At 64.5% G+C, this 19,564-nt stretch carries 19 protein-coding genes; 11 read left to right on the forward strand and 8 right to left on the reverse strand.

Annotation, left to right across the window (positions count from 1 at the left end; genetic code table 11):
* Window positions 1-16 precede the first annotated feature (16 nt).
* Together MAFF_RS12770 and MAFF_RS12775 are read left to right on the forward strand one after the other, a co-directional pair.
* Window positions 17-1,201, forward strand: a complete 1,185-nt coding sequence (locus MAFF_RS12770; RefSeq protein ID WP_010911330.1) for a pyridoxal phosphate-dependent aminotransferase — start codon at window positions 17-19, stop codon at window positions 1,199-1,201.
* Between the two features lie 151 nt (window positions 1,202-1,352).
* Window positions 1,353-1,727 (forward strand): YciI family protein, encoded by a 375-nt coding sequence (locus tag MAFF_RS12775; protein ID WP_010911331.1) that lies wholly within the window; start codon window positions 1,353-1,355, stop codon window positions 1,725-1,727.
* Window positions 1,728-1,760: 33 nt separating this feature from the next.
* On the opposite strand, the gene MAFF_RS12780 is transcribed toward MAFF_RS12775, so the two are convergent.
* From MAFF_RS12780 to MAFF_RS12795, 4 genes are all read right to left on the reverse strand, one after another.
* Window positions 1,761-2,516 carry an SDR family oxidoreductase gene (locus MAFF_RS12780; RefSeq protein ID WP_010911332.1) on the reverse strand — a complete coding sequence of 252 codons (756 nt, stop codon included), beginning with the start codon at window positions 2,514-2,516 and terminating at the stop codon, window positions 1,761-1,763.
* Complete coding sequence (locus MAFF_RS12785; protein ID WP_044548303.1) at window positions 2,513-2,692, reverse strand: hypothetical protein; 180 nt, start codon at window positions 2,690-2,692, stop codon at window positions 2,513-2,515. Before MAFF_RS12785 ends, MAFF_RS12780 begins: the two co-directional genes overlap by 4 nt.
* Window positions 2,693-2,816: 124 nt before the next feature.
* The gene (locus tag MAFF_RS12790) at window positions 2,817-3,557 is read right to left on the reverse strand and encodes a tellurite resistance TerB family protein (protein WP_010911334.1); all 741 of its coding nucleotides are present in this window, start codon (window positions 3,555-3,557) and stop codon (window positions 2,817-2,819) included.
* Between the two features lie 117 nt (window positions 3,558-3,674).
* On the reverse strand, window positions 3,675-4,604 hold the full coding sequence (locus tag MAFF_RS12795; RefSeq protein ID WP_010911335.1) for a rhodanese-related sulfurtransferase: 930 nt from the start codon (window positions 4,602-4,604) through the stop codon (window positions 3,675-3,677).
* A gap of 190 nt (window positions 4,605-4,794) precedes the next feature.
* Between MAFF_RS12795 and MAFF_RS12800 the strand changes: the two genes are divergently transcribed.
* Window positions 4,795-5,433 (forward strand): 2-dehydro-3-deoxy-phosphogluconate aldolase, encoded by a 639-nt coding sequence (locus MAFF_RS12800; RefSeq protein ID WP_032931553.1) that lies wholly within the window; start codon window positions 4,795-4,797, stop codon window positions 5,431-5,433.
* Between the two features lie 11 nt (window positions 5,434-5,444).
* On the opposite strand, the gene MAFF_RS12805 is transcribed toward MAFF_RS12800, so the two are convergent.
* The gene (locus MAFF_RS12805) at window positions 5,445-6,194 is read right to left on the reverse strand and encodes an SDR family NAD(P)-dependent oxidoreductase (protein WP_044550868.1); all 750 of its coding nucleotides are present in this window, start codon (window positions 6,192-6,194) and stop codon (window positions 5,445-5,447) included.
* A 130-nt stretch (window positions 6,195-6,324) separates the two neighbouring features.
* Between MAFF_RS12805 and MAFF_RS12810 the strand changes: the two genes are divergently transcribed.
* A complete protein-coding gene (locus MAFF_RS12810; protein WP_010911338.1) occupies window positions 6,325-7,218 on the forward strand; it encodes an AraC family transcriptional regulator in 894 nt (297 codons plus the stop codon).
* A 257-nt stretch (window positions 7,219-7,475) separates the two neighbouring features.
* Here the strand turns inward: MAFF_RS12810 and MAFF_RS12815 are convergent, their stop codons facing one another.
* Both MAFF_RS12815 and MAFF_RS12820 read right to left on the reverse strand, forming a co-directional pair.
* A complete protein-coding gene (locus MAFF_RS12815) occupies window positions 7,476-9,344 on the reverse strand; it encodes a DUF882 domain-containing protein (RefSeq protein WP_010911339.1) in 1,869 nt (622 codons plus the stop codon).
* Window positions 9,345-9,889: 545 nt separating this feature from the next.
* On the reverse strand, window positions 9,890-11,425 hold the full coding sequence (locus MAFF_RS12820) for a sigma-54-dependent transcriptional regulator (RefSeq protein ID WP_010911340.1): 1,536 nt from the start codon (window positions 11,423-11,425) through the stop codon (window positions 9,890-9,892).
* 158 nt (window positions 11,426-11,583) lie between these two features.
* Here MAFF_RS12820 and MAFF_RS12825 point away from each other — a divergent pair, with 158 nt between their 5' ends.
* From MAFF_RS12825 to MAFF_RS12850, 6 genes are all read left to right on the forward strand, one after another.
* Window positions 11,584-13,422, forward strand: a complete 1,839-nt coding sequence (locus MAFF_RS12825) for a M3 family oligoendopeptidase (RefSeq protein WP_010911341.1) — start codon at window positions 11,584-11,586, stop codon at window positions 13,420-13,422.
* A 360-nt stretch (window positions 13,423-13,782) separates the two neighbouring features.
* Window positions 13,783-14,556 carry an NADH dehydrogenase gene (locus tag MAFF_RS12830; RefSeq protein ID WP_010911342.1) on the forward strand — a complete coding sequence of 258 codons (774 nt, stop codon included), beginning with the start codon at window positions 13,783-13,785 and terminating at the stop codon, window positions 14,554-14,556.
* 157 nt (window positions 14,557-14,713) lie between these two features.
* Window positions 14,714-15,871, forward strand: coding sequence for an aminodeoxychorismate synthase component I (locus MAFF_RS12835; protein WP_425280336.1), 1,158 nt, complete (start codon window positions 14,714-14,716; stop codon window positions 15,869-15,871).
* Entirely contained in the window at window positions 15,820-16,482 is a 663-nt protein-coding gene (locus MAFF_RS12840) for an aminotransferase class IV family protein (RefSeq protein ID WP_010911344.1), read from the forward strand. Before MAFF_RS12835 ends, MAFF_RS12840 begins: the two co-directional genes overlap by 52 nt.
* 14 nt (window positions 16,483-16,496) lie before the next feature.
* Window positions 16,497-16,784 (forward strand): YciI family protein, encoded by a 288-nt coding sequence (locus MAFF_RS12845; protein WP_032933736.1) that lies wholly within the window; start codon window positions 16,497-16,499, stop codon window positions 16,782-16,784.
* Window positions 16,781-17,713, forward strand: a complete 933-nt coding sequence (locus tag MAFF_RS12850; RefSeq protein ID WP_044548305.1) for a heme-dependent oxidative N-demethylase family protein — start codon at window positions 16,781-16,783, stop codon at window positions 17,711-17,713. Before MAFF_RS12845 ends, MAFF_RS12850 begins: the two co-directional genes overlap by 4 nt.
* A 6-nt stretch (window positions 17,714-17,719) precedes the next feature.
* Here the strand turns inward: MAFF_RS12850 and MAFF_RS12855 are convergent, their stop codons facing one another.
* The gene (locus MAFF_RS12855) at window positions 17,720-18,598 is read right to left on the reverse strand and encodes a LysR family transcriptional regulator (RefSeq protein ID WP_010911347.1); all 879 of its coding nucleotides are present in this window, start codon (window positions 18,596-18,598) and stop codon (window positions 17,720-17,722) included.
* 109 nt (window positions 18,599-18,707) lie between these two features.
* Here MAFF_RS12855 and MAFF_RS12860 point away from each other — a divergent pair, with 109 nt between their 5' ends.
* Entirely contained in the window at window positions 18,708-19,454 is a 747-nt protein-coding gene (locus MAFF_RS12860; RefSeq protein WP_010911348.1) for an SDR family NAD(P)-dependent oxidoreductase, read from the forward strand.
* Window positions 19,455-19,564: the final 110 nt, after the last annotated feature.

The raw sequence follows: 19,564 nt of genomic DNA on the forward strand, positions 1-19,564 counted from the left end.
CACACGGACGGGAAAAATGCTCCACACGATTTCGGCCTTCGACCGTCTCGGCGAGGAAAACGCGTTCGCGGTGCTCGCGCGGGCGACCGCACTTGCCCAACAAGGCCGCGACATCGTCAATCTCGGCATCGGCCAGCCCGACTTCAAGACGCCGCAGCACATCGTCGAGGCGGCGATCAAGGCGCTGCGCGACGGCCACCACGGCTACACGCCGGCCAACGGCCTGCTGGCAACGCGCGAGGCGGTGGTGCGGCGCACGCTGACCACCACCGGCGTCGAGGTCTCGCCCGAAGCGGTGATGATCCTGCCCGGCGGCAAGCCGACCATGTTCGCCGCGATCCTGATGTTCGGCGAGCCTGGCGCCGAGATCCTCTATCCCGACCCCGGCTTTCCCATCTATCGTTCGATGATCGAATTCACCGGTGCCGCGCCGATCCCGGTGCCGATGCGCGAGGAAAACGGCTTTGCCTTTTCCGCAGAAGAAACGCTGGCACTGATCACCTCCAAGACCAGGCTCTTGATCCTCAACTCGCCGGCCAACCCGACCGGCGGCGTCACGCCGCGCGCCGAAATCGAGAAGCTGGTCAAGGGGCTGGAGAAACACCCCGATGTCGCCATCCTCTCCGACGAGATCTACGACGCTATGACCTATGACGGCGAGACGCACTGCTCGCTGCTCGGCTATCCCGAAATCCGCGACCGGCTGATCGTGCTCAATGGCTGGTCCAAGACCTGGGCGATGACCGGCTGGCGCATGGGCTGGTCGATCTGGCCGAATGGCGACAGGGGCGCACATCTCTACGACAAGGTGCGCAAGCTGGCGGTCAATTGCTGGTCCTGCGTCAACGCGCCGAGCCAGTTCGCCGGCATCGCGGCCATCGACGGCCCGCAGGACGACGTCGACACCATGATGCGCGCCTTCGACCGCCGCAGGAAGGTCGTCGTCGAAGGGCTGAATGCCTTGCCCAACATTTCCTGCATCACGCCCAAGGGCGCGTTCTACGCCTTCCCCAATGTCTCGAAAACCGGCTGGAAGGCAAAGAAGCTCGCCTCCGCACTGCTCGACGACGCCGGCGTGGCGCTGATCGGCGGCCCCGATTTCGGCATTCTCGGCGAAGGCTATGTCAGGCTCTCCTACGCCAACTCCGAGGAGAACATCTTGCGCGCGCTGGAACGGATCGGGGCGTTCCTCTCCAAATAGACATCGAAGCAGGCCGGAGCCTTTCCGGATAATTAGCGGCCAGCCGCCATGGCGGTGTCATGATCCGTCGGGAGGCTCGCGGGCAAGACTGTGCCTCCATGTCGGGACCGGTTACGATCCGAGGATTGGGATCGAACCGGGGGTGCCCTAGATGTTCTATGCAATCCTTGCCTATCACATGGAAGATGCGATCAAGGCGCTGACGCCGCAGGAAGATGCGGCACTGATGGCCGACCTGCTGAAGATCAACACGCGGCTTCGTGAGGAAGGCACACTTGGACCGTCGGCGCGTCTGGGGGCGACGCAGGATGCCTTCACCTTGCGCGGCCCGGGCGACGGCGTGGTCATCGACGGCCCTTTCGCCGAGACCAAGGAACAATTGCTCGGCCTCTATGTCGTCGACTGCGCCACCCGGGACAAGGCCATCGCGATCGCCCGCGACCTTCGCCGCGTCAATTCGACCGCCGTCTACGAGATCAGGCCCATTCTGCTGTTCAAGCCCGGTGCGCCGCTGGCGGGCAAATGAGCCGGCGGCGGAGGCCCTGCAAGCGTCCGCTGCTCACCCACGCCCGACGAACGGCATCTTGGTCGCCATCACGGTCATGAACAGCACGTTCGCCTCGAGCGGCAGGCTGGCCATGTGGACGACGGCATCGGCAACGTGCTGGACATCCATCACTGCTTCGGCGGCGATCGAGCCATTGGCCTGCGGCACGCCGACGGTCATCGGCTGCGCCATGTCGGTCAGCGCATTGCCGATGTCGATCTGGCCGCAGGCGATGTCGTAGGGCCGGCCGTCGAGCGCCAGCGTCTTGGTCAGGCCGGTGATGGCATGCTTGGTCGCCGTATAGGGCACCGAGCCCGGGCGCGGCGCATAGGCCGACACCGAGCCGTTGTTGATGATGCGCCCGCCCATCGGTCGTTGCTTGCGCATGGCGCCAAAGGCGGCGCGGGCGCACAGGAACGAACCGGTGAGATTGACGCCGACAATATCGTTCCACACTTCGACCGGGATCTCGTCGATCGGCGTCGACTTGTAGCCCATGCCGGCATTGTTGAAGAGCAGGTCGACGCGGCCGAAGGCTTCCGCCACCGTCTCGAACAGATCGTCGACCTCGCCGGCCTTGCTGATGTCGCAGGCAACCGCCAATGCCTTGGCCTCGGTCCGGCCGGCCTCGACGATCGCGGCATCGAGCACCGCTTTGCGGCGGCCGCAGAACACCGTGTTCCAGCCGGCCTTGAGCAGCGCCGTGGCGACGCTCTTGCCGATGCCTGTGCCGGCACCGGTGACGATGGCGGTTCTTTCTTCGGTCATGGCTGATGTCCTCCGGCAGCGCCGAGCGTGCCCGACTGATCTTCAGGATTTGGCTCGGCAGAAGGAATCGCAAATGACGGCAGCGATGGCAAGCGGACCTGCATGGGCATGTCCTCGAAAAATGGCGCTCGATTTTCGGAGAAGGCCCAGCGTGGGCCGACAAAAAGGGCGGTCATTGGCGACCGCCCTGATCTGAACCGGGCTTGGGAGGAGGAAAAGCCGATCCGACTGTGTAGAATCATGCGCTTGCTGAGTTAACGAAAGGTTAACGACGGAAAGACGGCCTGTCCCGATCTGATCCTACCATCGTGGATTGGGCGAAGTTCCGGCCTTTGTTGCGGGAACCTTGGCCGCCGAAACCGTCGCCTCGACATGGTCGACCAGCGCGTCCGGCAGGCCGAGCCGGCCGGCAAGCAGGTCGAGATAGCCGCGCTCGGCGCGCGTGTCGGGATCGATGGTGAGGCGCGACGCAGTATAGAGTTCGAGCTTCTGCGCGTCGGTCTTGGCGCCTGCCACAAGCGTGTCGAGGTCGAGCGGGCTTTCCAGTTCCGCCATCAGGAATTTCTCGGCATCGGAGCCGATCCCCGCAAGGCTGAGCTTGCCGGCGATCTTCTTGCGCTCCTCGTCGTCGACATGGCCGTCGGCCTTGGCCGCCGAGATCATCGCCCGCACCAGGGTCAGCGTGAATTCATCCTCGCCCTGCGGCGCCTGCGACGGATGGAAGGCGGTGTCCTTGGGCGGCGGCAGCAATTCCGGTTCGCCGGCGGCAGGCGCCTGCTCCGGGGCGTTGCCGGCCTTGTAGTTCTGGTAGGCCTTGTAGGCGAGGCCACCGATCGCGGCCAATCCACCGAGCTTCACCGCGGCACCGGTCACCTCGCGGCCAGCCCCTGTTCCAAGCAGCACCGCTGCCAAGGCACCGGCGGCCAGCGGGTTGTCCTTGGCCATCTGCACGGCCTGGCCCGCCTTGTCGCGGACGGTGCCGCTGGTGCCGGGAATTTGCGAGCCGAGCAGATCGTCGAGAAGCTTCTTGGGATCGAACATTCAGTGCCTCCAGCTTTTGCCCGGCCGAACGGGCAGGTTTCGAACGCCGAAGACGTAGGTCCCGAAACTTGACAATGCAATGACAGCCCGCCGCTTTGCCGGGCTCCCTCGCCCGGATCAGGACCCGATATGAGGCCTCTTGCCCCGCGCTTGTGCCAACTCGACCTGCCGCTGGCGCTCGGCGTAACGCTGACGGTCCTCATCAGTACGGGCGTCGAAGCAATGCGGACAAGAGACGCCGGCGGCATATCTGGGCGATGTCAGCTCGCTTGCCGTCAGCGGATGGCGGCAGGCACGGCAGAGTTCCGCATCACCTTCGGCGAGACCGTGCGACACCGAAACCCGCTCGTCGAAGACGAAGCACTCGCCTTGCCACAGGCTCTGTTCGGCCGGCACCTCTTCGAGATATTTGAGGATGCCGCCCTTGAGGTGGAACACATCCTCGAAGCCGAGCGACTTGACATAGGCGGTCGCCTTTTCGCAGCGAATGCCGCCGGTGCAGAACATCGCCACCTTGCGGCCTTCGAGCTCCGCCCGGTGCGCTTCCACCCAGGCGGGGAATTCGCGAAAGCTCGCGGTCGCCGGATCGACCGCACCCTTGAACGTGCCGATCGAGACCTCGTAGGTGTTGCGCGTGTCGATGACGATCGTGCCGGGCTCGGAAATCAGCGCGTTCCAGTCGGCGGGCGCGACATAGGTGCCGGCGCTTGTTGCCGGGTCGATGTCTTCGACACCCATGGTGACGATCTCGCGTTTCAGCCGCACCTTCATGCGGTGGAACGGCATGTCTGTGGCACTGCTGAACTTGACCTCCAGGCCGGCCAACCCGTCGATGGCTTCGATATGGTCGATGAGCTCGGCGATCGCTTCTTCGCTGCCGGCGACGGTGCCGTTGATGCCTTCATGCGCCAGAAGCAGCGTGCCCTTGATGCCGCGGCCGCAGCAGAAGGCGGCGAGCGGCGCGCGCAGCGCCTCGAAGGCGTCGAGCCGGGCAAACCGGTAGAGCGCGGCGACGCGGACAGGCTGGGAAGGAGCGGACGGTGTCATTGTCAGAGCAACTAGACGCTCGTAAAAGCCGATTCAAGGCGAAACCGGCCTCGACACCTGTCATGGCCCTGTCGGGAAAGAGCCGGTAAGCTGTCCGCTAGCGCGTGACATCGCGACGCGACCGGTTTCGTGGACAGGCAAACACCCGTCTGCTAATCGGTTGAAATGACCCTTATCTATGGAGAGACAGATGCCCAGCAAGACCGAAAAACTCCTGTCGCTCCTCAACGGCCAACCGGTCATCCCGGTGCTGAAGATCAATGATGTCGCCAACGCGGTGCCGTTGGCCCGCGCCTTGGCACGCGGCGGCCTGCCGGCGATCGAGATCACGTTGCGGACCGCCGATGCGCTGGAAGCGATCCGGCGGGTGGCGGCCGAGGTCGAGGAAGCCATTGTCGGCGCCGGTACCATTCTGGACAGCAGGCAGTTCGACGAGGCCGCCAGTGCCGGCTCGCGCTTCATCGTCAGCCCCGGCATCACGCGCGAGCTTCTGGCAGCCGCCGCCGACAGCGAGGTTCCACTGCTGCCCGGCGCCATCACGCCCGGCGAGATCATGGCCGCGCGCGAGGCGGGCCTGCGCTTCCTGAAATTCTTCCCGGCCGAGCAGTCTGGCGGCATCGCCTCGCTGAAGGCCTTCGCCTCGCCGCTGGCCGACGTCAAATTCTGCCCGACCGGCGGCATCACCGGCAAGAACGCCGCCGACTATCTCAGCCTGCCCAACGTCATCTGCGTCGGCGGCTCCTGGGTCGCGCCCGACGACATGGTCAAGGCCGGCAAGTGGGACGAAATCGAAGCGCTCGCACGCGCTGCCAGCCAGCTCAGGAAATAGTCGGTCCCCGCTCACCAAGGCAACGGACCATTCTCGTCGAAATATCCGCCGGTAGGCCCGCCAGCCTTCAGCGCCGCCAGTTGCACGATGATCTCGGCCGCCTGCTGCACCGTACGGGTGCCTCTGTGCGCATTGAGATCCGTCGCGGTGTAGCCCGGAGCCGCAGCGTTGACCATCATGCCGCGCGGCGACAGCTCCCGGGCGAAGGCCACGGTGATGGCATTGAGCGCTGTCTTCGAGCTGCCATAACCCATGACATTGGGCGATTGGCTGTTGCCCGCGGCGCGCGCGATCGAGCCGAGGTAACTGCTGACCATGACGATGCGGGCGGCGGGCGCTGCCAGGAGCAGCGGCAGGAAGGCCTGGGTGACGCGAACCGGGCCGAAGACGTTGACGTCAAAGGTGGCCTTCATGTCGGCGACATTCTCGCGACTTGGCGCCCGTTCGTAGCGGCCGTCAGGCCCGAGCGCGTCAACATAGCCTGGGGCAATGCCGGCATTGTTGACCAGCACGTCGAGGCTGGAGACCCGCGCCGTCAAGGTTCTGGCCGCCGCCGCCACACTGTCGTCGCTGGCGACGTCGAGCGCGAGCCATTCCACGTCGAGCCCTTCATTGCGCAACGCCTTTGCCGCCGCCTCCCCGCGCTCGGCATCGCGGGCGCCGAGCCAGACATTGAACCCCATGGCCGCCAGCCGGCGAGCGGTTTCGAGGCCGATGCCCTTGTTGGCGCCGGTGATCAGCACGTTCGCTTTGGTCGTCATGTCCATGTCTCCTTCTTTGAAACCCAGACATGACGTGCGTCGGCCGATTTCGCGCGCCGGATATTCGCTTCCTCTTGCCTAATCCTCTCAACTGGTTGCGCGGCCCGCATGGATCGGCAATGCTGAAGACATGGAAGACGCCTTTCAGGAATTAATCGCGATCGCCGGCCGGCATGCGCATGGGCGGCGCACCAAAACGGCCATCCCGCGTGTCACCATCGGCCGCAGCGAGGTTGCGACTCCGCCACTGCCCGAGCTTTGTCAGCCGACGGCGCTGTTCGTGCTGCAAGGTGCGAAGACTGTGCTGATCGGCGACCGCACGCTTCGCTACGGCGCCGGCAGCTATTTCGTCTATGCGGTGGAGACGCCCGCCACCAGCCAGCTGATCGAGGCGAGCAGCGCCCGTCCTTACATGGCCATCGCCTTCGCCCTCGATGTCGGACTGATCGCCAGCCTGCTTATCGACCACACACCGGCGGTCGACGGCGACAGCTTCGTGACCAACCGGTTGGATGATGAACTGCTCGATGCCTGGCGCCGCATGCTGCGGCTGCTCGACCGTCCGGCTGAAATCCCGGTGCTGGCGCCCATGCTTGAACGCGAGATCGCATTCCGCCTGTTGCAAGGCCCGCAAGGCGCGAAGCTGCGCCAGTTGGCGCGCGCTGACGGCCGCCTGTCACAGATCCGTCGCGCCACCGCCTGGATACGATCGCACTACAACGAGCCTATCGATGTGACGGAACTGGCCGCGCTTGCACATATGAGCAACGCTTCGTTTCACCGCCACTTCAAGGCGGCAACCGCCATGAGCCCGATCCAGTACCAGAAGCAGGTCCGGCTGCTGGAGGCGCGTCATCTGCTGATCGCGGAGCCGGGCAGCGCGACGCGTGTCGCCTTTGCCGTCGGCTATGAAAGCGCATCCCAGTTCAGCCGGGAATATGCGCGCCATTTCGGATTGCCGCCGGCGCGTGACGCCGCGCGGCTCCTGGCCAGGGGCGAAGCAGCCACTCTGGAAATCGACTAGGGCGGTTCACCGTTTCATGGAGACGGTGAGCCACCCTAACTCTTTGTTTTGACGCAATTCCCAAGGGAAAGGGCTACGCGCTTTTCCGGGAAAACCGCCGACACTTTTCCTGGAATTGCTCTGGACCTCGGAACCAAGACATACGCGCGGCGTCAGCTGGCATCCCCAGCACCGGGGCATCGCATCTGCCGTACCCCTGAAAAGCAAAAAGCCGCGCCGGTTGCCCTGCGCGGCTTCTGCTTTATCTGGACAGCCGGCTACTTCGTCTGGAAGCGGGCAACCGACAGGAACTTGACGGCGTTGCCGGTGAAGCGGCTGGGGTCTGGCGCCTGGGCATCGGTCTGGAAGCCGGCGGTATAGACCTCGCTCGGCGGCGTGTGCACGATGTTGTAGGCGTAGCCCGGCGCGGTCGTCGCGCTCGAAACGGTGCCGACGTTATCACCGCTGGTCAGCGCCCAGCGGGCGGCCTGGGGAGCCGCGGCGACCACCATGGCCCTGGGGCCTGGCTTCTGGTCGCGGGCGGTGGCCCTGGCTTCCTTGCGGGTCGTCTTCACGCCGGCACCGATCGCGGCAGCCGGATCGGAACCGGCCGGACGGGCGGCAACGGCCTGGCGCGGCGATGCGACATCGACGTAAGACGGATCGTTAAAGGCCGAGCGCGGCTCTTCAGCCAGCGACGCAACCTTGTATTCGTCGGCATTGCCGACCCGCTTGTATTCGTCGGCATTGCCGACCTGCTTGTATTCGTCGGCATTGCCGACCTGCGCGTTGGCCTCGTCGAGCACGGCCTTGACGGCGTCCGGCTTGGCCGGCTCGGGCCGCGCGGTCGGCAGCACCGAGAACGCATCCGTCGCGGTCTTGCCCTGTTCGGCCGTATCCGCCAGCGCCATCAGCACATCCTTGCTTGGCGGCGGCGCAAGATCCGCCGGCAGCGTGCGTTCAGGGCGCCATGTCGGCACGGGGATGTTGTTGATGGCAACCTGCGCCGGATCAGCCGCTGCAGCCGCCGCCGCGAGCGCTGCGGGGTCAGCCTTGCCGAACGGCATGTTCGCCGGCGCCTGCGCGGTCGCCACGGCCTGTTCGGTGGTCGCCGTCGCGTCCGCCATGGCGAACGGAACATTCTCAGGCTGCGCGCCGACATCGGCCTTCGGGCGCGGCGCGAAATCGGGCAGCGGAATCTCCTTGGCCGGCAGTGCGGCGATGATCGTTTCCGGCGTGTCCTTCTCCGGTTCCGGAGCCTGCTCGTCGGCAATCTGCGGAACGTTGGCGCGCTGTGCATTCTCGGGCGCGACGACGGCGATGCCCGGCAGGTTGCTGCTCTTGGCGGTCGCGGCCGGCTTCAGGTTTCTAGGCTTGGGCGCAGGGGCTGCCGAAGCGGTCTCGACATCGGCGCTGTCATCGGCTTCATCGGAGCCGCCGCCGCCAAACAAGGCAGCCAGGAACCCACCGGACTTCTTGCCGCTGCCGCCGGCACTCGCAAGCTCGACATTGGGCGTGCCAGCGCCCTTGCGTGCCTTGTAGGCGGCCATCGCCTGCTCATAGCCGGGAAGCGGCCGACCGTCGCTCGGCACATGCAGCGTCTTGCCGTTGGGGAACAGGCTGACCAGTTCCTGGCGGCTGATGCCGGGCCAGTGGCGCACATTGCCGACATCCATATGGACGAATGGCGAACCGGAGGTCGGATAGTAGCCGACGCCACCGCCCTGCATCTTCAGGCCGATATTGCGCAGCTTCTTCAGCGGCACGCCGGGAATGTAGAAGTCCATCGCCTTGCCGAGCATATGCTGGCTCTTCTCGGCGACACCGCGGCTGCGGCTGCGCAGCATCGAGTTGGTCGCCGGCGAACGGTAGCCGCACACGACCTGGATATAGTCGGTGGCGCCGCTTTCGCGATAGGCCTCCCAGACCAGGTCCAGCAGGCGCGGATCCATCTTGGTCGGCTCGTTGCGGCGCCAGTCGCGCAGGATGATGTTGATCTTGCGCAGACCTTCGGGAAGGTAGCGGCCGTTGCGCTTGTAGACGATCTCGGCCTTTTCATGCGTGTGCAGGTGATAGAGCTTCAGCGAACGCGTTTCAGCGCTGGCGCCAGTGGCTGCCGCGGCAACAAAACCAAAAGCGACAATCACCGCTGCCAGCCATCTCGGCCAGACGCTCAAATGATCATGACGCCCGTTTTTGAGTCGTTCGATTCTGTTCAAATCAAAAGGCCTTGCAGGCTGCCGTTTGTCCCCGGATTTGCCCAAACGGATGTGTCATTTTCACATCCGAATATCGATCCTAATGGTTAATCATCGCTTATTGAAGCCGAAATGCGGTAACACCATGGCGATATCCCGTCAAAAATTGTTCACAAGGTTTCTTGGTAAACCGCTGGTTTAGATCAGGATTCCGGCTTTGGCCGAACACGATCTGTTACCATTAGCCTTAATGCGTGAACAGCGCTGTCTACAGGCCTGCCATATTCCAGCCGAAACCCCGATAGAGGGACGATCTGCCATTGCAAGCTGGTCCCGGCCTTGCGCCGGGAACGCGAACCTTGTTTTTGGAAGAGATCAAGCGCTCCCAGGGTATGTTGAGATTCAGGTCAGGCCGACCTACTGCGACGCAGTAGAACGGGGAAGCGCAGCAAGCCGCCGTTTGCAGGCCGGCCTCACCCGAATATCAACGCACCTTAGGAAGCGAGGCGGTCGACACGACCCGTCTCCGGGTCGATGCCGTATTCCTTAAGTTTGCGGTAGAGCGTCGAGCGGCCGATGCCGAGGCGGCGCGCGACTTCGCTCATCTGGCCGTTGTAGTGGTCGATGGCAAGCTTGATCATCTCGAGTTCGACATCGGCCAGCGCCCGCACATTGCCGCGTTCGTCGAGCGCCCGCAGTGTGCCGAATCTGGGCTGAAGCACGGCCGGCCGGTCTGGCTCGGCGGCTGGAGCGTCATCGCCGGCCGGCCCCCCCTCATCGCGAAGCTCCGGAGGCGATGAGAGGCGAGGTGCTGCGTCGTCCGTTTCGAGATTGACGGTGCCTTCCACCTGCGCGCGGATCTGCGGAAAATCATCGACATCGAGCACGTCGCCTTCACACAGCACCGAGGCGCGGAAGACGGCGTTTTCGAGCTGCCTTATGTTGCCGGGCCAGTCATAGGCCTCCAGCACGGCAAGCGCTGCCGGCGAAATGCCTTGCAGGCGACGACGCGGGTCGGCGGGCGCGACCTTCTCCATGAAATGCGTTACCAGATGCGGAATGTCGTCACGGCGGTCGCGCAGCGGCGGCACGAAGATCGGGTAGACATTGAGCCGGTAGAACAGGTCTTCGCGGAACTTGCCGTCCTTGACCTGCTGCAGGAGGTTGCGATGCGTCGCCGAGATCAGCCTGATGTCGACCTTGACGGTCGAACGGCCGCCGACCGGATCGACCTCGCCCTCCTGCACGGCGCGCAACAGCTTGACCTGCACGTCGAGCGGCAGGTCGCCGATCTCGTCGAGGAACAGCGTGCCCGAATGCGCTTCGACGAATTTGCCGGTGTGCTTGTCGGTGGCGCCGGTGAACGAGCCCTTCTCGTGGCCGAACAGGATCGATTCGACCAGATTGTCGGGAATGGCGCCGCAATTGACGGTGACGAAGGGTTTCGAGCGGCGGTCGCCGCTGCCCTGGATGGCACGCGCCACCAGTTCCTTGCCGACGCCGGATTCGCCTTCGATCAGGATCGGGATGCTGGATCCGGCCGCTTTCTGGCCGAGGCGTATCACCCTGTCCATGGCCGGACTGTGGGTGATCATGTCCCTGAATGTCAGCAACCCGCCGCGCTTGCGCGACGTGCGCTTGACCTCGCCCTCGACTGCCTCGACCTTGAGCGCATTGGCGATCGAGGCCTGCAGCCTGTCGGGTGACGCCGGCTTGACGACGAAATCGAAGGCGCCGTGGCGCATCGCCAACACCACGGTTTCGATGCCGCCCTGGGCGGTCTGCACGATGACCGGGACGGTGATGTCGCGTTCGCGCATGGCTTTCAGCACGCCGATGCCGTCGAGACCGGGCATGACCAGGTCGAGAATGACCACGCAGATGTCGCGGGCACCAGGCCCGTCGAGCGCGTCGAGGCCAGCCTCGCCGCCGTCGACAACGATTGCCGTGTGGCCGAACCGCGTCACCGCCGCCTCGAGCAGCCGGCGCTGCACGGGATCGTCATCGACTATGAGTATGGAACCTGTCATGACTGTCTTGACTGCCCGCGCCCGAAATCCCCATGGATCATCTTGGCACAGGGTTCTAAATAAGGTTTCAAAAAACCCGGTGAACGAATTCCTTACGATTTGACCGGCTTGCCTGATCCCCTTGATTCTGACCCCATAATTCACAGAAGGTATTGTCGATGCGCATGATGTTTGGTCGGCGGCTTGCGGCACCGGCGTCCGGTCAGGGCACGGCCGAGCTTGGCGATCTGCCGGAATGGAACCTTGCCGACCTCTATGCCGGCATGGAAGCGCCGGAACTGAAGCGGGACATCGCCAAAGCCGCCGCCGATGCGATCGCCTTCGAGACCCGCTGGAAGGGAACGCTCGCCGCCGAGGCCGGGCGCGGCGGCGCCGGCAAGCTGGGCGAGGCGCTGGTCGCCTACGAGGCGCTGGAGGAACTGATCGGCCGCATCGTCTCCTATGCCGGCCTGGTCTATGCCGGCAACACCGCCGATCCGCAGCGCGCCAAGCTCTATGGCGACATCCAGGAGAAGATGACCGATGCCAGCGCGCATCTCCTGTTCTTCGCGCTCGAACTGAACCTGATCGACGACGCTGCGATCGAAAGCGCACTCACCAGCGATTCCGCTTTCGGCCACTACCGGCCCTGGGTGCTCGACCTCAGAATGGACAAGCCCTACCAGCTCGAGGACCGCGTCGAGCAGCTTTTCCACGAGAAATCGATCACCGGACGCGGCGCCTGGAACCGCCTGTTCGACGAGACGATGACCGACCTTCGCTTCGACGTCGAGGGCGAGGAACTGACGCTGGAGCCGGCCCTCAATCGCCTGCAGGATGCCTATGGCGAAGTGCGCCGCCGCGCCTCCGAGGCGCTGGCCGCGACCTTCCGCAAGAATTTGCGCACCTTCACCCTGATCACCAACACGCTGGCCAAGGACAAGGAAATCTCGGACCGCTGGCGCGGCTTCGAGGACATTGCCGATTCCCGCCATCTCGCCAACCGTGTCGAGCGCGGCGTCGTCGACGCGCTCGCCACCGCGGTGCGCGAAGCCTATCCGCGCCTGTCGCATCGCTACTACGCGATGAAGGCGCGCTGGCTCGGCATGGACGTGATGAACCACTGGGACCGCAACGCGCCGCTGCCGGAAACGCCACAAGCGGTGATCGGCTGGGACGAAGCCAGGAACACCGTACTGTCCGCCTATCAACGCTTCTCGCCCGAAATGGCCGAGATCGCGCGCACCTTCTTCGACCGCAACTGGATCGATGCGCCGGTGCGCCCGGGCAAATCGCCAGGCGCCTTTGCCCATCCGACCGTGCCGTCGGCCCACCCCTATGTGCTGCTCAACTACATGGGCAAGCCGCGCGACGTGATGACGCTGGCGCACGAGCTTGGCCACGGCGTGCATCAGGTGCTGGCCGCCGGCCAGGGCGCGCTGATGGCCTCGACGCCACTGACGCTGGCCGAGACGGCGTCCGTCTTCGGCGAGATGCTGACCTTCCGCTCGCTGCTGGAGCAGACCACCGACCGGCGCGAGCGCAAGGCCATGCTCGCCCAGAAGGTCGAGGACATGATCAACACGGTGGTGCGCCAGATCGCCTTCTACGAATTCGAGCGCAAGGTGCATGCCGAGCGCCGCAACGGCGAACTGACATCCGACAGGCTCGGCCAGTTCTGGCTGGAGGTGCAGGCCGAAAGCCTCGGCCCGGCGATCAAGCTGCGCGAGGGATACGAGGTGTTCTGGACCTACATCCCGCACTTCATCCATTCGCCGTTCTACGTCTATGCCTATGCGTTCGGCGACTGCCTGGTGAACTCGCTCTACGCGGTCTACCAGAACGCCGAGCGCGGTTTTCAGGACAAGTATTTCGAGATGCTGCGCGCCGGCGGCACCAAGCATCATTCGCAGCTTCTGGCGCCCTTTGGGCTCGACGCCACCGACCCCGCCTTCTGGCAGATCGGGCTCGGTGTCATCAGCGGCCTGATCGATGAACTGGAAACGCTCGACCGCTGAGACGCACCTCGCTTGCAAGAACAGTTTAGCCGGAATGCATGTTGGGACGGCACTGTTCTTTCGCTAAATATTTGTTCTTTAAGAACTCTAGGCGGAAGTTTTTCCCATAGCTTTCCACAAGCTCTATGATAGCCTTCGCCGCAAGCTCAGCCGGAGCCCATGCGGATCGGCGAGGGAAAATCTCAGCCGGCCGTGACGCTCAGGCGAACGCGACAACGGCCGTTGGCCATGGGCTGGAAAAGCCGATCGCCGACAGCTCGAACCGAAGCCGGCTGTTCTGCGAACCCGCGGAACCAACACCGAGTAGTCCATCGCCGAAGGTCATGACCCACGGCAGACGGATCTGACTGGAGAGAGACAATGGGCACTTTTTTCTACGTGGTCCTGGCGTTCCTTGTAGGCGTTTTGGTTGGCTGGTTCATCTGGGGTCGCCTGCGCGGTGAGCTCGACAGTTTGCGCGGCGATCTCGACCGCACCCGCAGCGAGCGCGACAAGCTGCGTGCCGACAGCGACCGCCTGACCAGCGAACTCAATGCATGCGGCAAGACCCGCGCCGATCTCGAGCGCCAGTTGCGGGACGCGCAGGCTTCCACAGGTGGAGCAAAGGCCGCCAGTCAGCCACCGGCCGCCCTGATGTCGACGCCGGCCGCCGCCAAATCCGCTCGTGCGGCGGCCAAGGCTGCGCCCGCCAAACCGGCCGCGAAGGCCGCACCGGCGAAAGCCGCCACCGCCAAGTCGGCTGCACCGAAGCCCGCGGCCGCCAAACCCGCCACGAGCAAACCCGCAGCGACCGCCGCTTCCTCGGCAAAGAGTTCGGCGGCGCCCAAGCCGGCAGCCGCCAAGAAGGCCGCACCGGCGGCAGCCAAGCCGGCGGCCGGCAAATCAGACAATCTGCGCCGGCTGATCGGTATCGGCCCGGTCAACGAGAAGCTGCTCAAGGCGCAAGGCGTCACCACTTTCGCCCAGATCGCCGCCTGGACGGCCGCCGACATCAAGCGGATCGAGGACGTGATGAACTTCGACGGCCGCATAGCCCGCGAACGCTGGATCGAGCAAGCCAAGCTGCTCGCCGCCGGCGACGAGAAGGAATTCGCCAAGCAATTTCCGACAGCCGGAACCGCCAGCAACACCTGAACCGCCGAGACAGATTATTAAGCCGGCGGGGCCACAGGCCCCGCCGATTTCCTTTTGGCAGGCAAGGCTGCCAAAAGGTCGGCTTTGAGGGGCAGGGTGCCGTTCCCTCGATTGCACGCGAGCGGCCCCCCATATAGAGCGATCGACGGCTTCATCGATCCTGGTCCCCATGTCCCTGCCCGCCGCCATTTTCCGCAACGACGAAAGCGCGCGTCAGCTCGTGTTCGACCGGCCGGCCGATATCATCGTGGCGCATGAGGCCCGGGATTTCGGGGCGGCGCTGGAAGCAGTGCAGGCCGCGCACGACGCCGGCAAATGGCTGGCCGGCTATTTCTCCTACGAGGCCGGTTATCTGCTCGAACCGAAACTCGTTCCCTTGCTGCCGCGGGAACGTCGCGCGCCGTTGATCTGCCTCGGTGTCTTCGATGCTCCGGTCGAAGAAGCGGTGCCGCCACGCAACGCAGCAACCCCGAACGGCCCGATCTTCGACGCGCGGGCGACGTGGTCTTTCGAGGACTATGAAAAGCGCTTCTCGCGGCTGCACCAGCACATCAGGCAAGGCGACTGCTACCAGGGCAATCTGACTTTTCCGGTGCAGGCGCAATGGTCCGGCGACCCGCTTGCCGCCTTCGACGCGCTGACCGAACGCCAGCCGGTAAAGTATGGCGCGCTGGTGGCGCTGGGCGATCCCGTCGTGCTGTCGCGCTCGCCCGAACTGTTCTTCGAGATCAACGGCGCCGGGATGATCGAGACGCATCCAATGAAGGGCACTGCCCCGCGCGGCGCGACCAAGGCCGAGGATGAGCGGCAGAAGACCTTCCTGCGCAATGACGAGAAGAACCAGGCCGAGAACCGGATGATCGTCGACCTCTTGCGCAACGACATTTCGCTGATCAGCGAGGTCGGCACGCTGGAGGTGCCGGAACTGTTCCGCATCGAGAGCTACCCGACCGTCCACCAGATGGTGAGCGACGTCAGGGCGAAGCTGCTGCCGGGCCTCACCATCCGCGAGGTGTTTGCGGCACTGTTTCCTTGCGGCTCGATCACCGGCGCGCCGAAGATCCGCGCCATGGAGATCCTGCACGATCTGGAGGGCGCGCCGCGCGATGTCTATTGCGGCGCCATCGGCTGGATCGCACCGGGCGGCACGATGCGCTTTTCCGTGGCGATCCGCACCATCTCGCTCTTTGCCAGCGGCGAGGCCGTCTACAATGTCGGCGGCGGCATCGTCTTCGATTCGACGCCTGAGGAGGAGTATCAGGAGTGCCTGCTCAAAGCCCGCTTCGCGACGGGGACACCGCCGATTTCGAGCTGATCGAAACCATGCGCTGGCAGCCCGGGACGAGCTTCCTGCGCTTCGATCGCCACCTTGCACGCCTCTATGGCTCGGCGGCGGAGCTCGGCTTCGCCTGTGATCCGCAACGGATAGCCGAGGTGTTGAGCGACGCCCTTGATGGCGCCCGAACCGCCATGCGCACGCGGCTCGCTTTGGCGCGCAACGGCGATGCGACGGCCTCGGCACAGCCCTACGAACCGCTCGCCGCCGACAAGGTCTGGATATTGCGGCTGGCGCGGACGCGGCTCGATTCGCAAAACACGCTGCTGCGCCACAAGACCAGCCGGCGCCAGCTCTACACCCATGCCCGTTCCGAATATCTCGTCACCCAGGCCGACGAGGTGCTGCTGGCCAATGAGCGCGGCGAAATCTGCGAAGGCACCATCACCAATGTCTTCGCCGATTTCGGCGACGGCGTGCTGGCAACGCCCCGGCTCGATTGCGGCCTGCTGCCTGGCGTATTGCGCGCCGAGCTTCTGGATGAAGGCCGGGCGGAAGAAGCGATCTACAGCTACGACGATCTGAAGTCGGCCAAGGCACTCTTTGTCGGCAATTCGCTGCGCGGCTTGATTCCCGCAAAGCTTGTGTGAACCAGGAGAACGCCATGTTCGTCGTTGCGCTGAACTACAAGGTTCCTCTGACCGAGATCGACCGCTTGCAGGCGGCGCATATCGAATGGCTGAAGGCCTGCTATGCGGAAGGCATCTTCGTCGCCTCCGGGCCGAAGAAACCACGGACCGGCGGCATCATCATCGCGCAATGCCCGCGCGAGATCCTCGACGCCAGGCTGGCGGCCGACCCCTTCGCCAAGGCGGGCGCCGCGGACTACGAGGTCACCGAATTCCTGACCAGAATGACCGCCGCCGGTCTCGATGCTCTCAAGGAAGCATGAGCTTGGTCGAGGCGCTGCCCACCCACACCCCTTATGACGGCTCGTCGAAGCTGTTCAACATCGGGCTGAAGCCGCTTGAGCCGGCAAACTGGATCGAGGTCGACGGCCATCTTCTGCCTTATCTCGCCGAGAAGCGCCGGCTTTATGCCGAAATCCCCGACCGGGTTTTCGTCGAGGAGGACGGCACGCGGAAAGCCCAGCGGGAAGTGCTCGACTTGCTCGGCTCCTATCTGCCGGAGCAGTTTATGCACACCCATCGCCGCACCGATGCGGGCATCGAGGTGGTGGGCGCCGAGAACCACCCAGCTTTACCTTCGGCTCTTGCCGATGCGCCGCTGGTCGCGGCTTCTCTGCTGGTCCAGGAAGACCTGATCCTGATGCGTCGCGACGACAGCGGCTGGCGGCTAGCGGCGGGTTCGTTATGCTTCCCCTCGTCCTGGTCGCTGCTCGAAAAATTCGGCAAGCCGTTGCAGCAGATCCACGAGCCCGTGCCGGGCTTCGGTCCGGGAACGCGTCCCGCCGAACTGATCAACCGCATGTTCGACGGCCTGCAGGGCCAGGCGGTCGAACGCTTCAACTGGTCGATCCAGGCCGACAATGCGCTCTATCATCCACTGTCCAACGTCGAGCGCATCGACCGCGCCACCAACCGGCCGTCGCGCTTCCCCGATGGTGACGTCAGGGCGCACGCCTTCATCCGCGTCGAGCGGCAGACGCTGCGCAAGCTGCCGTCCTCACGCGACATCCTGTTCACCATCCGCATCCATCTCGACCCGCTCGCCGTGCTGGCGTGGCACCCGGACCGGGCGACGCTCGCACTGTCCTTTGCCGCCCAGCTCGAAGCGCTGGATCTCGACCAGCTCGACTACAAGGGCCTGACATCGGACCGCGACCGGCTGATCGAACATTTGAAGACGATGGCACGCTGAGCCGCGCTACAGGCTGCCGGCCAGGAACTCGACGAATGTTCTTGCCCTGGCGCTCGCCTTGCGTCCGGCCGGAAACAGCGCCCACAGTTCAACCGGCGGCAACGTCCATTCGGTCAGGATTGGCCGCACCGCACCGCTGCGCAGTTCCGCGTCGAACATCCATTCGGAGCCGACCGTGAAGCCGATGCCGGAAAGTACTGCCTCACGTATCCCTTCGGCGGAAGTCACGCGCAGCCGTCCTTGGCCGGCAAGCGAAACCTCTTCGGCGCCTCGCCGGAATGTCCAGCGAATGGAAGTGCCGGCTCGGACGAAAAGGATCGCCTCGTGCCGCGAAAGCTCATCCGGCGCGATGGGTTCGCCCTCGCGTGCCAGGTAGGAGGGTGCCGCCACTACGAGACGACGACAGGCGGCGATCTTGCGCCCGATGTGAGCGGGGGCGAAGCTTTCACCCAGACGCAGCATGACATCCACCCCTTCCTCGACGAGGTCGACATTCCTGTCGTCCATCGCCACCTCGACGTCGAGCCTCGGGTGAGCGTCAAGGAAGGCTTTCAGCCTCGGCACGACATGCAGGCGGCCGAAGGTTACCGACGTACCGATGCGCAGCAACCCGGTAAGCGCCGCCGCAGTGCCACGCGCCGCGTTCTCGGCTTCGTCGGCCTCGTCGACCGCGCGCTTGGCGCCTTCATAGAAGCTGAGGCCGGCATCGGTCGGCGAGAGACCTCGGGTGGTGCGCGACAGCAGGCGAACGCCGAGCCGTTCCTCGAGCTGCGCGACGGCCTTCGAGACGGCTGACTGCCCGACGCGCAAATGCCGTGCGGCGGCCGAGAACGAGCCGGTTTCGATGACCCTTATAAAGGTGCTCATCGCCATGAGCCTGTCCATCTATTCCACCTTGGAATTAGTTATATGGTTTTATTCACTCTACCTGACCCATCTAGGAATAGCCAATTGACCTGATGTCAAATCCATCCAGCCATTCGGAGAACCAAAAATGGGCAAGCTCAACAACAAGGTCGCCATCGTCACCGGTGCCGCGCGAGGCATTGGTGCGGGCATCGCCAAACGGCTGGCGGCGGAAGGCGCCGCCGTCGTCGTCAACTACGCCACCAGCCGTGAGGCTGCAGAACGCACGGTCAAGGAGATCGTCGCCGCCGGCGGCAAGGCCACCGCGGTTCAGGGTGACGTGGCCGAGGCCGCCGAAGTCGAGAAGATGTTCGAGGCCGCCGAGATCGCATTCGGTAAGCCAAGCATTCTGATCAACAACGCCGCGACCGCCAGCTTTGGCACTTTCGAGGAAGCCAGTGAGGCGGATTATCGGCGGCTGTTCGACACCAACGTGTTGGGCACGATCCTGACCACCAAGGCGGCGATGCGCCACTTCCCCGAGACCGGCGGCAGCATCGTCAACATCGGCACGATCTCGAGCTGGAACCCGGTGCCGAACACCAGCCTCTATTCCGCCAGCAAAGCGGCGATCGATACGTTGACGCTTAGCCTGTCGAGGGAACTCGGAGCCCGCAACATCCGCGTTAACATCGTGGCGCCTGGCTATACCCATACCGAAATGACAGAAGGCATGGTTGGCACCGATTTCGGCAATATGCTGATCGCTGGCGTCCCCCTTGGCCAGCGCTTCGGCAAGCCGGACGACATCGCTCCGACCGTGGCCTTCCTCGCCTCGGACGAGGCGGCGTGGCTGACCGGCGAACGCATCAACGCGTCCGGCGGCGCTCGCTGATACGACGCCGGCTCAACATCCGCCATCGGGCAGGCCATGGCCTCCCGGTGGCGTCGCCGAGCGCTTCCACAGCGGCGTTCCCGGGCGTTTCGCTGCTTTTCCCTTTATTG

This window comes from Mesorhizobium japonicum MAFF 303099 (assembly GCF_000009625.1).
In the GTDB taxonomy this organism is placed as follows: Bacteria; Pseudomonadota; Alphaproteobacteria; order Rhizobiales; family Rhizobiaceae; genus Mesorhizobium; species Mesorhizobium japonicum.

Bases quoted from the DNA above. Each gene is read 5' to 3' on its own strand.
- MAFF_RS12770 (WP_010911330.1), top strand. From the start codon at position 17: ATGCTCCACACGATTTCGGCCTTCGACCGTCTCGGCGAGGAAAACGCG.
- MAFF_RS12775 (WP_010911331.1), top strand. From the start codon at position 1,353: ATGTTCTATGCAATCCTTGCCTATCACATGGAAGATGCGATCAAGGCG.
- MAFF_RS12780 (WP_010911332.1), bottom strand. From the start codon at position 2,516: ATGACCGAAGAAAGAACCGCCATCGTCACCGGTGCCGGCACAGGCATC.
- MAFF_RS12785 (WP_044548303.1), bottom strand. From the start codon at position 2,692: ATGACCGCCCTTTTTGTCGGCCCACGCTGGGCCTTCTCCGAAAATCGA.
- MAFF_RS12790 (WP_010911334.1), bottom strand. From the start codon at position 3,557: ATGTTCGATCCCAAGAAGCTTCTCGACGATCTGCTCGGCTCGCAAATT.
- MAFF_RS12795 (WP_010911335.1), bottom strand. From the start codon at position 4,604: ATGACACCGTCCGCTCCTTCCCAGCCTGTCCGCGTCGCCGCGCTCTAC.
- MAFF_RS12800 (WP_032931553.1), top strand. From the start codon at position 4,795: ATGCCCAGCAAGACCGAAAAACTCCTGTCGCTCCTCAACGGCCAACCG.
- MAFF_RS12805 (WP_044550868.1), bottom strand. From the start codon at position 6,194: ATGACGACCAAAGCGAACGTGCTGATCACCGGCGCCAACAAGGGCATC.
- MAFF_RS12810 (WP_010911338.1), top strand. From the start codon at position 6,325: ATGGAAGACGCCTTTCAGGAATTAATCGCGATCGCCGGCCGGCATGCG.
- MAFF_RS12820 (WP_010911340.1), bottom strand. From the start codon at position 11,425: ATGACAGGTTCCATACTCATAGTCGATGACGATCCCGTGCAGCGCCGG.
- MAFF_RS12825 (WP_010911341.1), top strand. From the start codon at position 11,584: ATGCGCATGATGTTTGGTCGGCGGCTTGCGGCACCGGCGTCCGGTCAG.
- MAFF_RS12830 (WP_010911342.1), top strand. From the start codon at position 13,783: ATGGGCACTTTTTTCTACGTGGTCCTGGCGTTCCTTGTAGGCGTTTTG.
- MAFF_RS12845 (WP_032933736.1), top strand. From the start codon at position 16,497: ATGTTCGTCGTTGCGCTGAACTACAAGGTTCCTCTGACCGAGATCGAC.
- MAFF_RS12850 (WP_044548305.1), top strand. From the start codon at position 16,781: ATGAGCTTGGTCGAGGCGCTGCCCACCCACACCCCTTATGACGGCTCG.
- MAFF_RS12855 (WP_010911347.1), bottom strand. From the start codon at position 18,598: ATGGACAGGCTCATGGCGATGAGCACCTTTATAAGGGTCATCGAAACC.
- MAFF_RS12860 (WP_010911348.1), top strand. From the start codon at position 18,708: ATGGGCAAGCTCAACAACAAGGTCGCCATCGTCACCGGTGCCGCGCGA.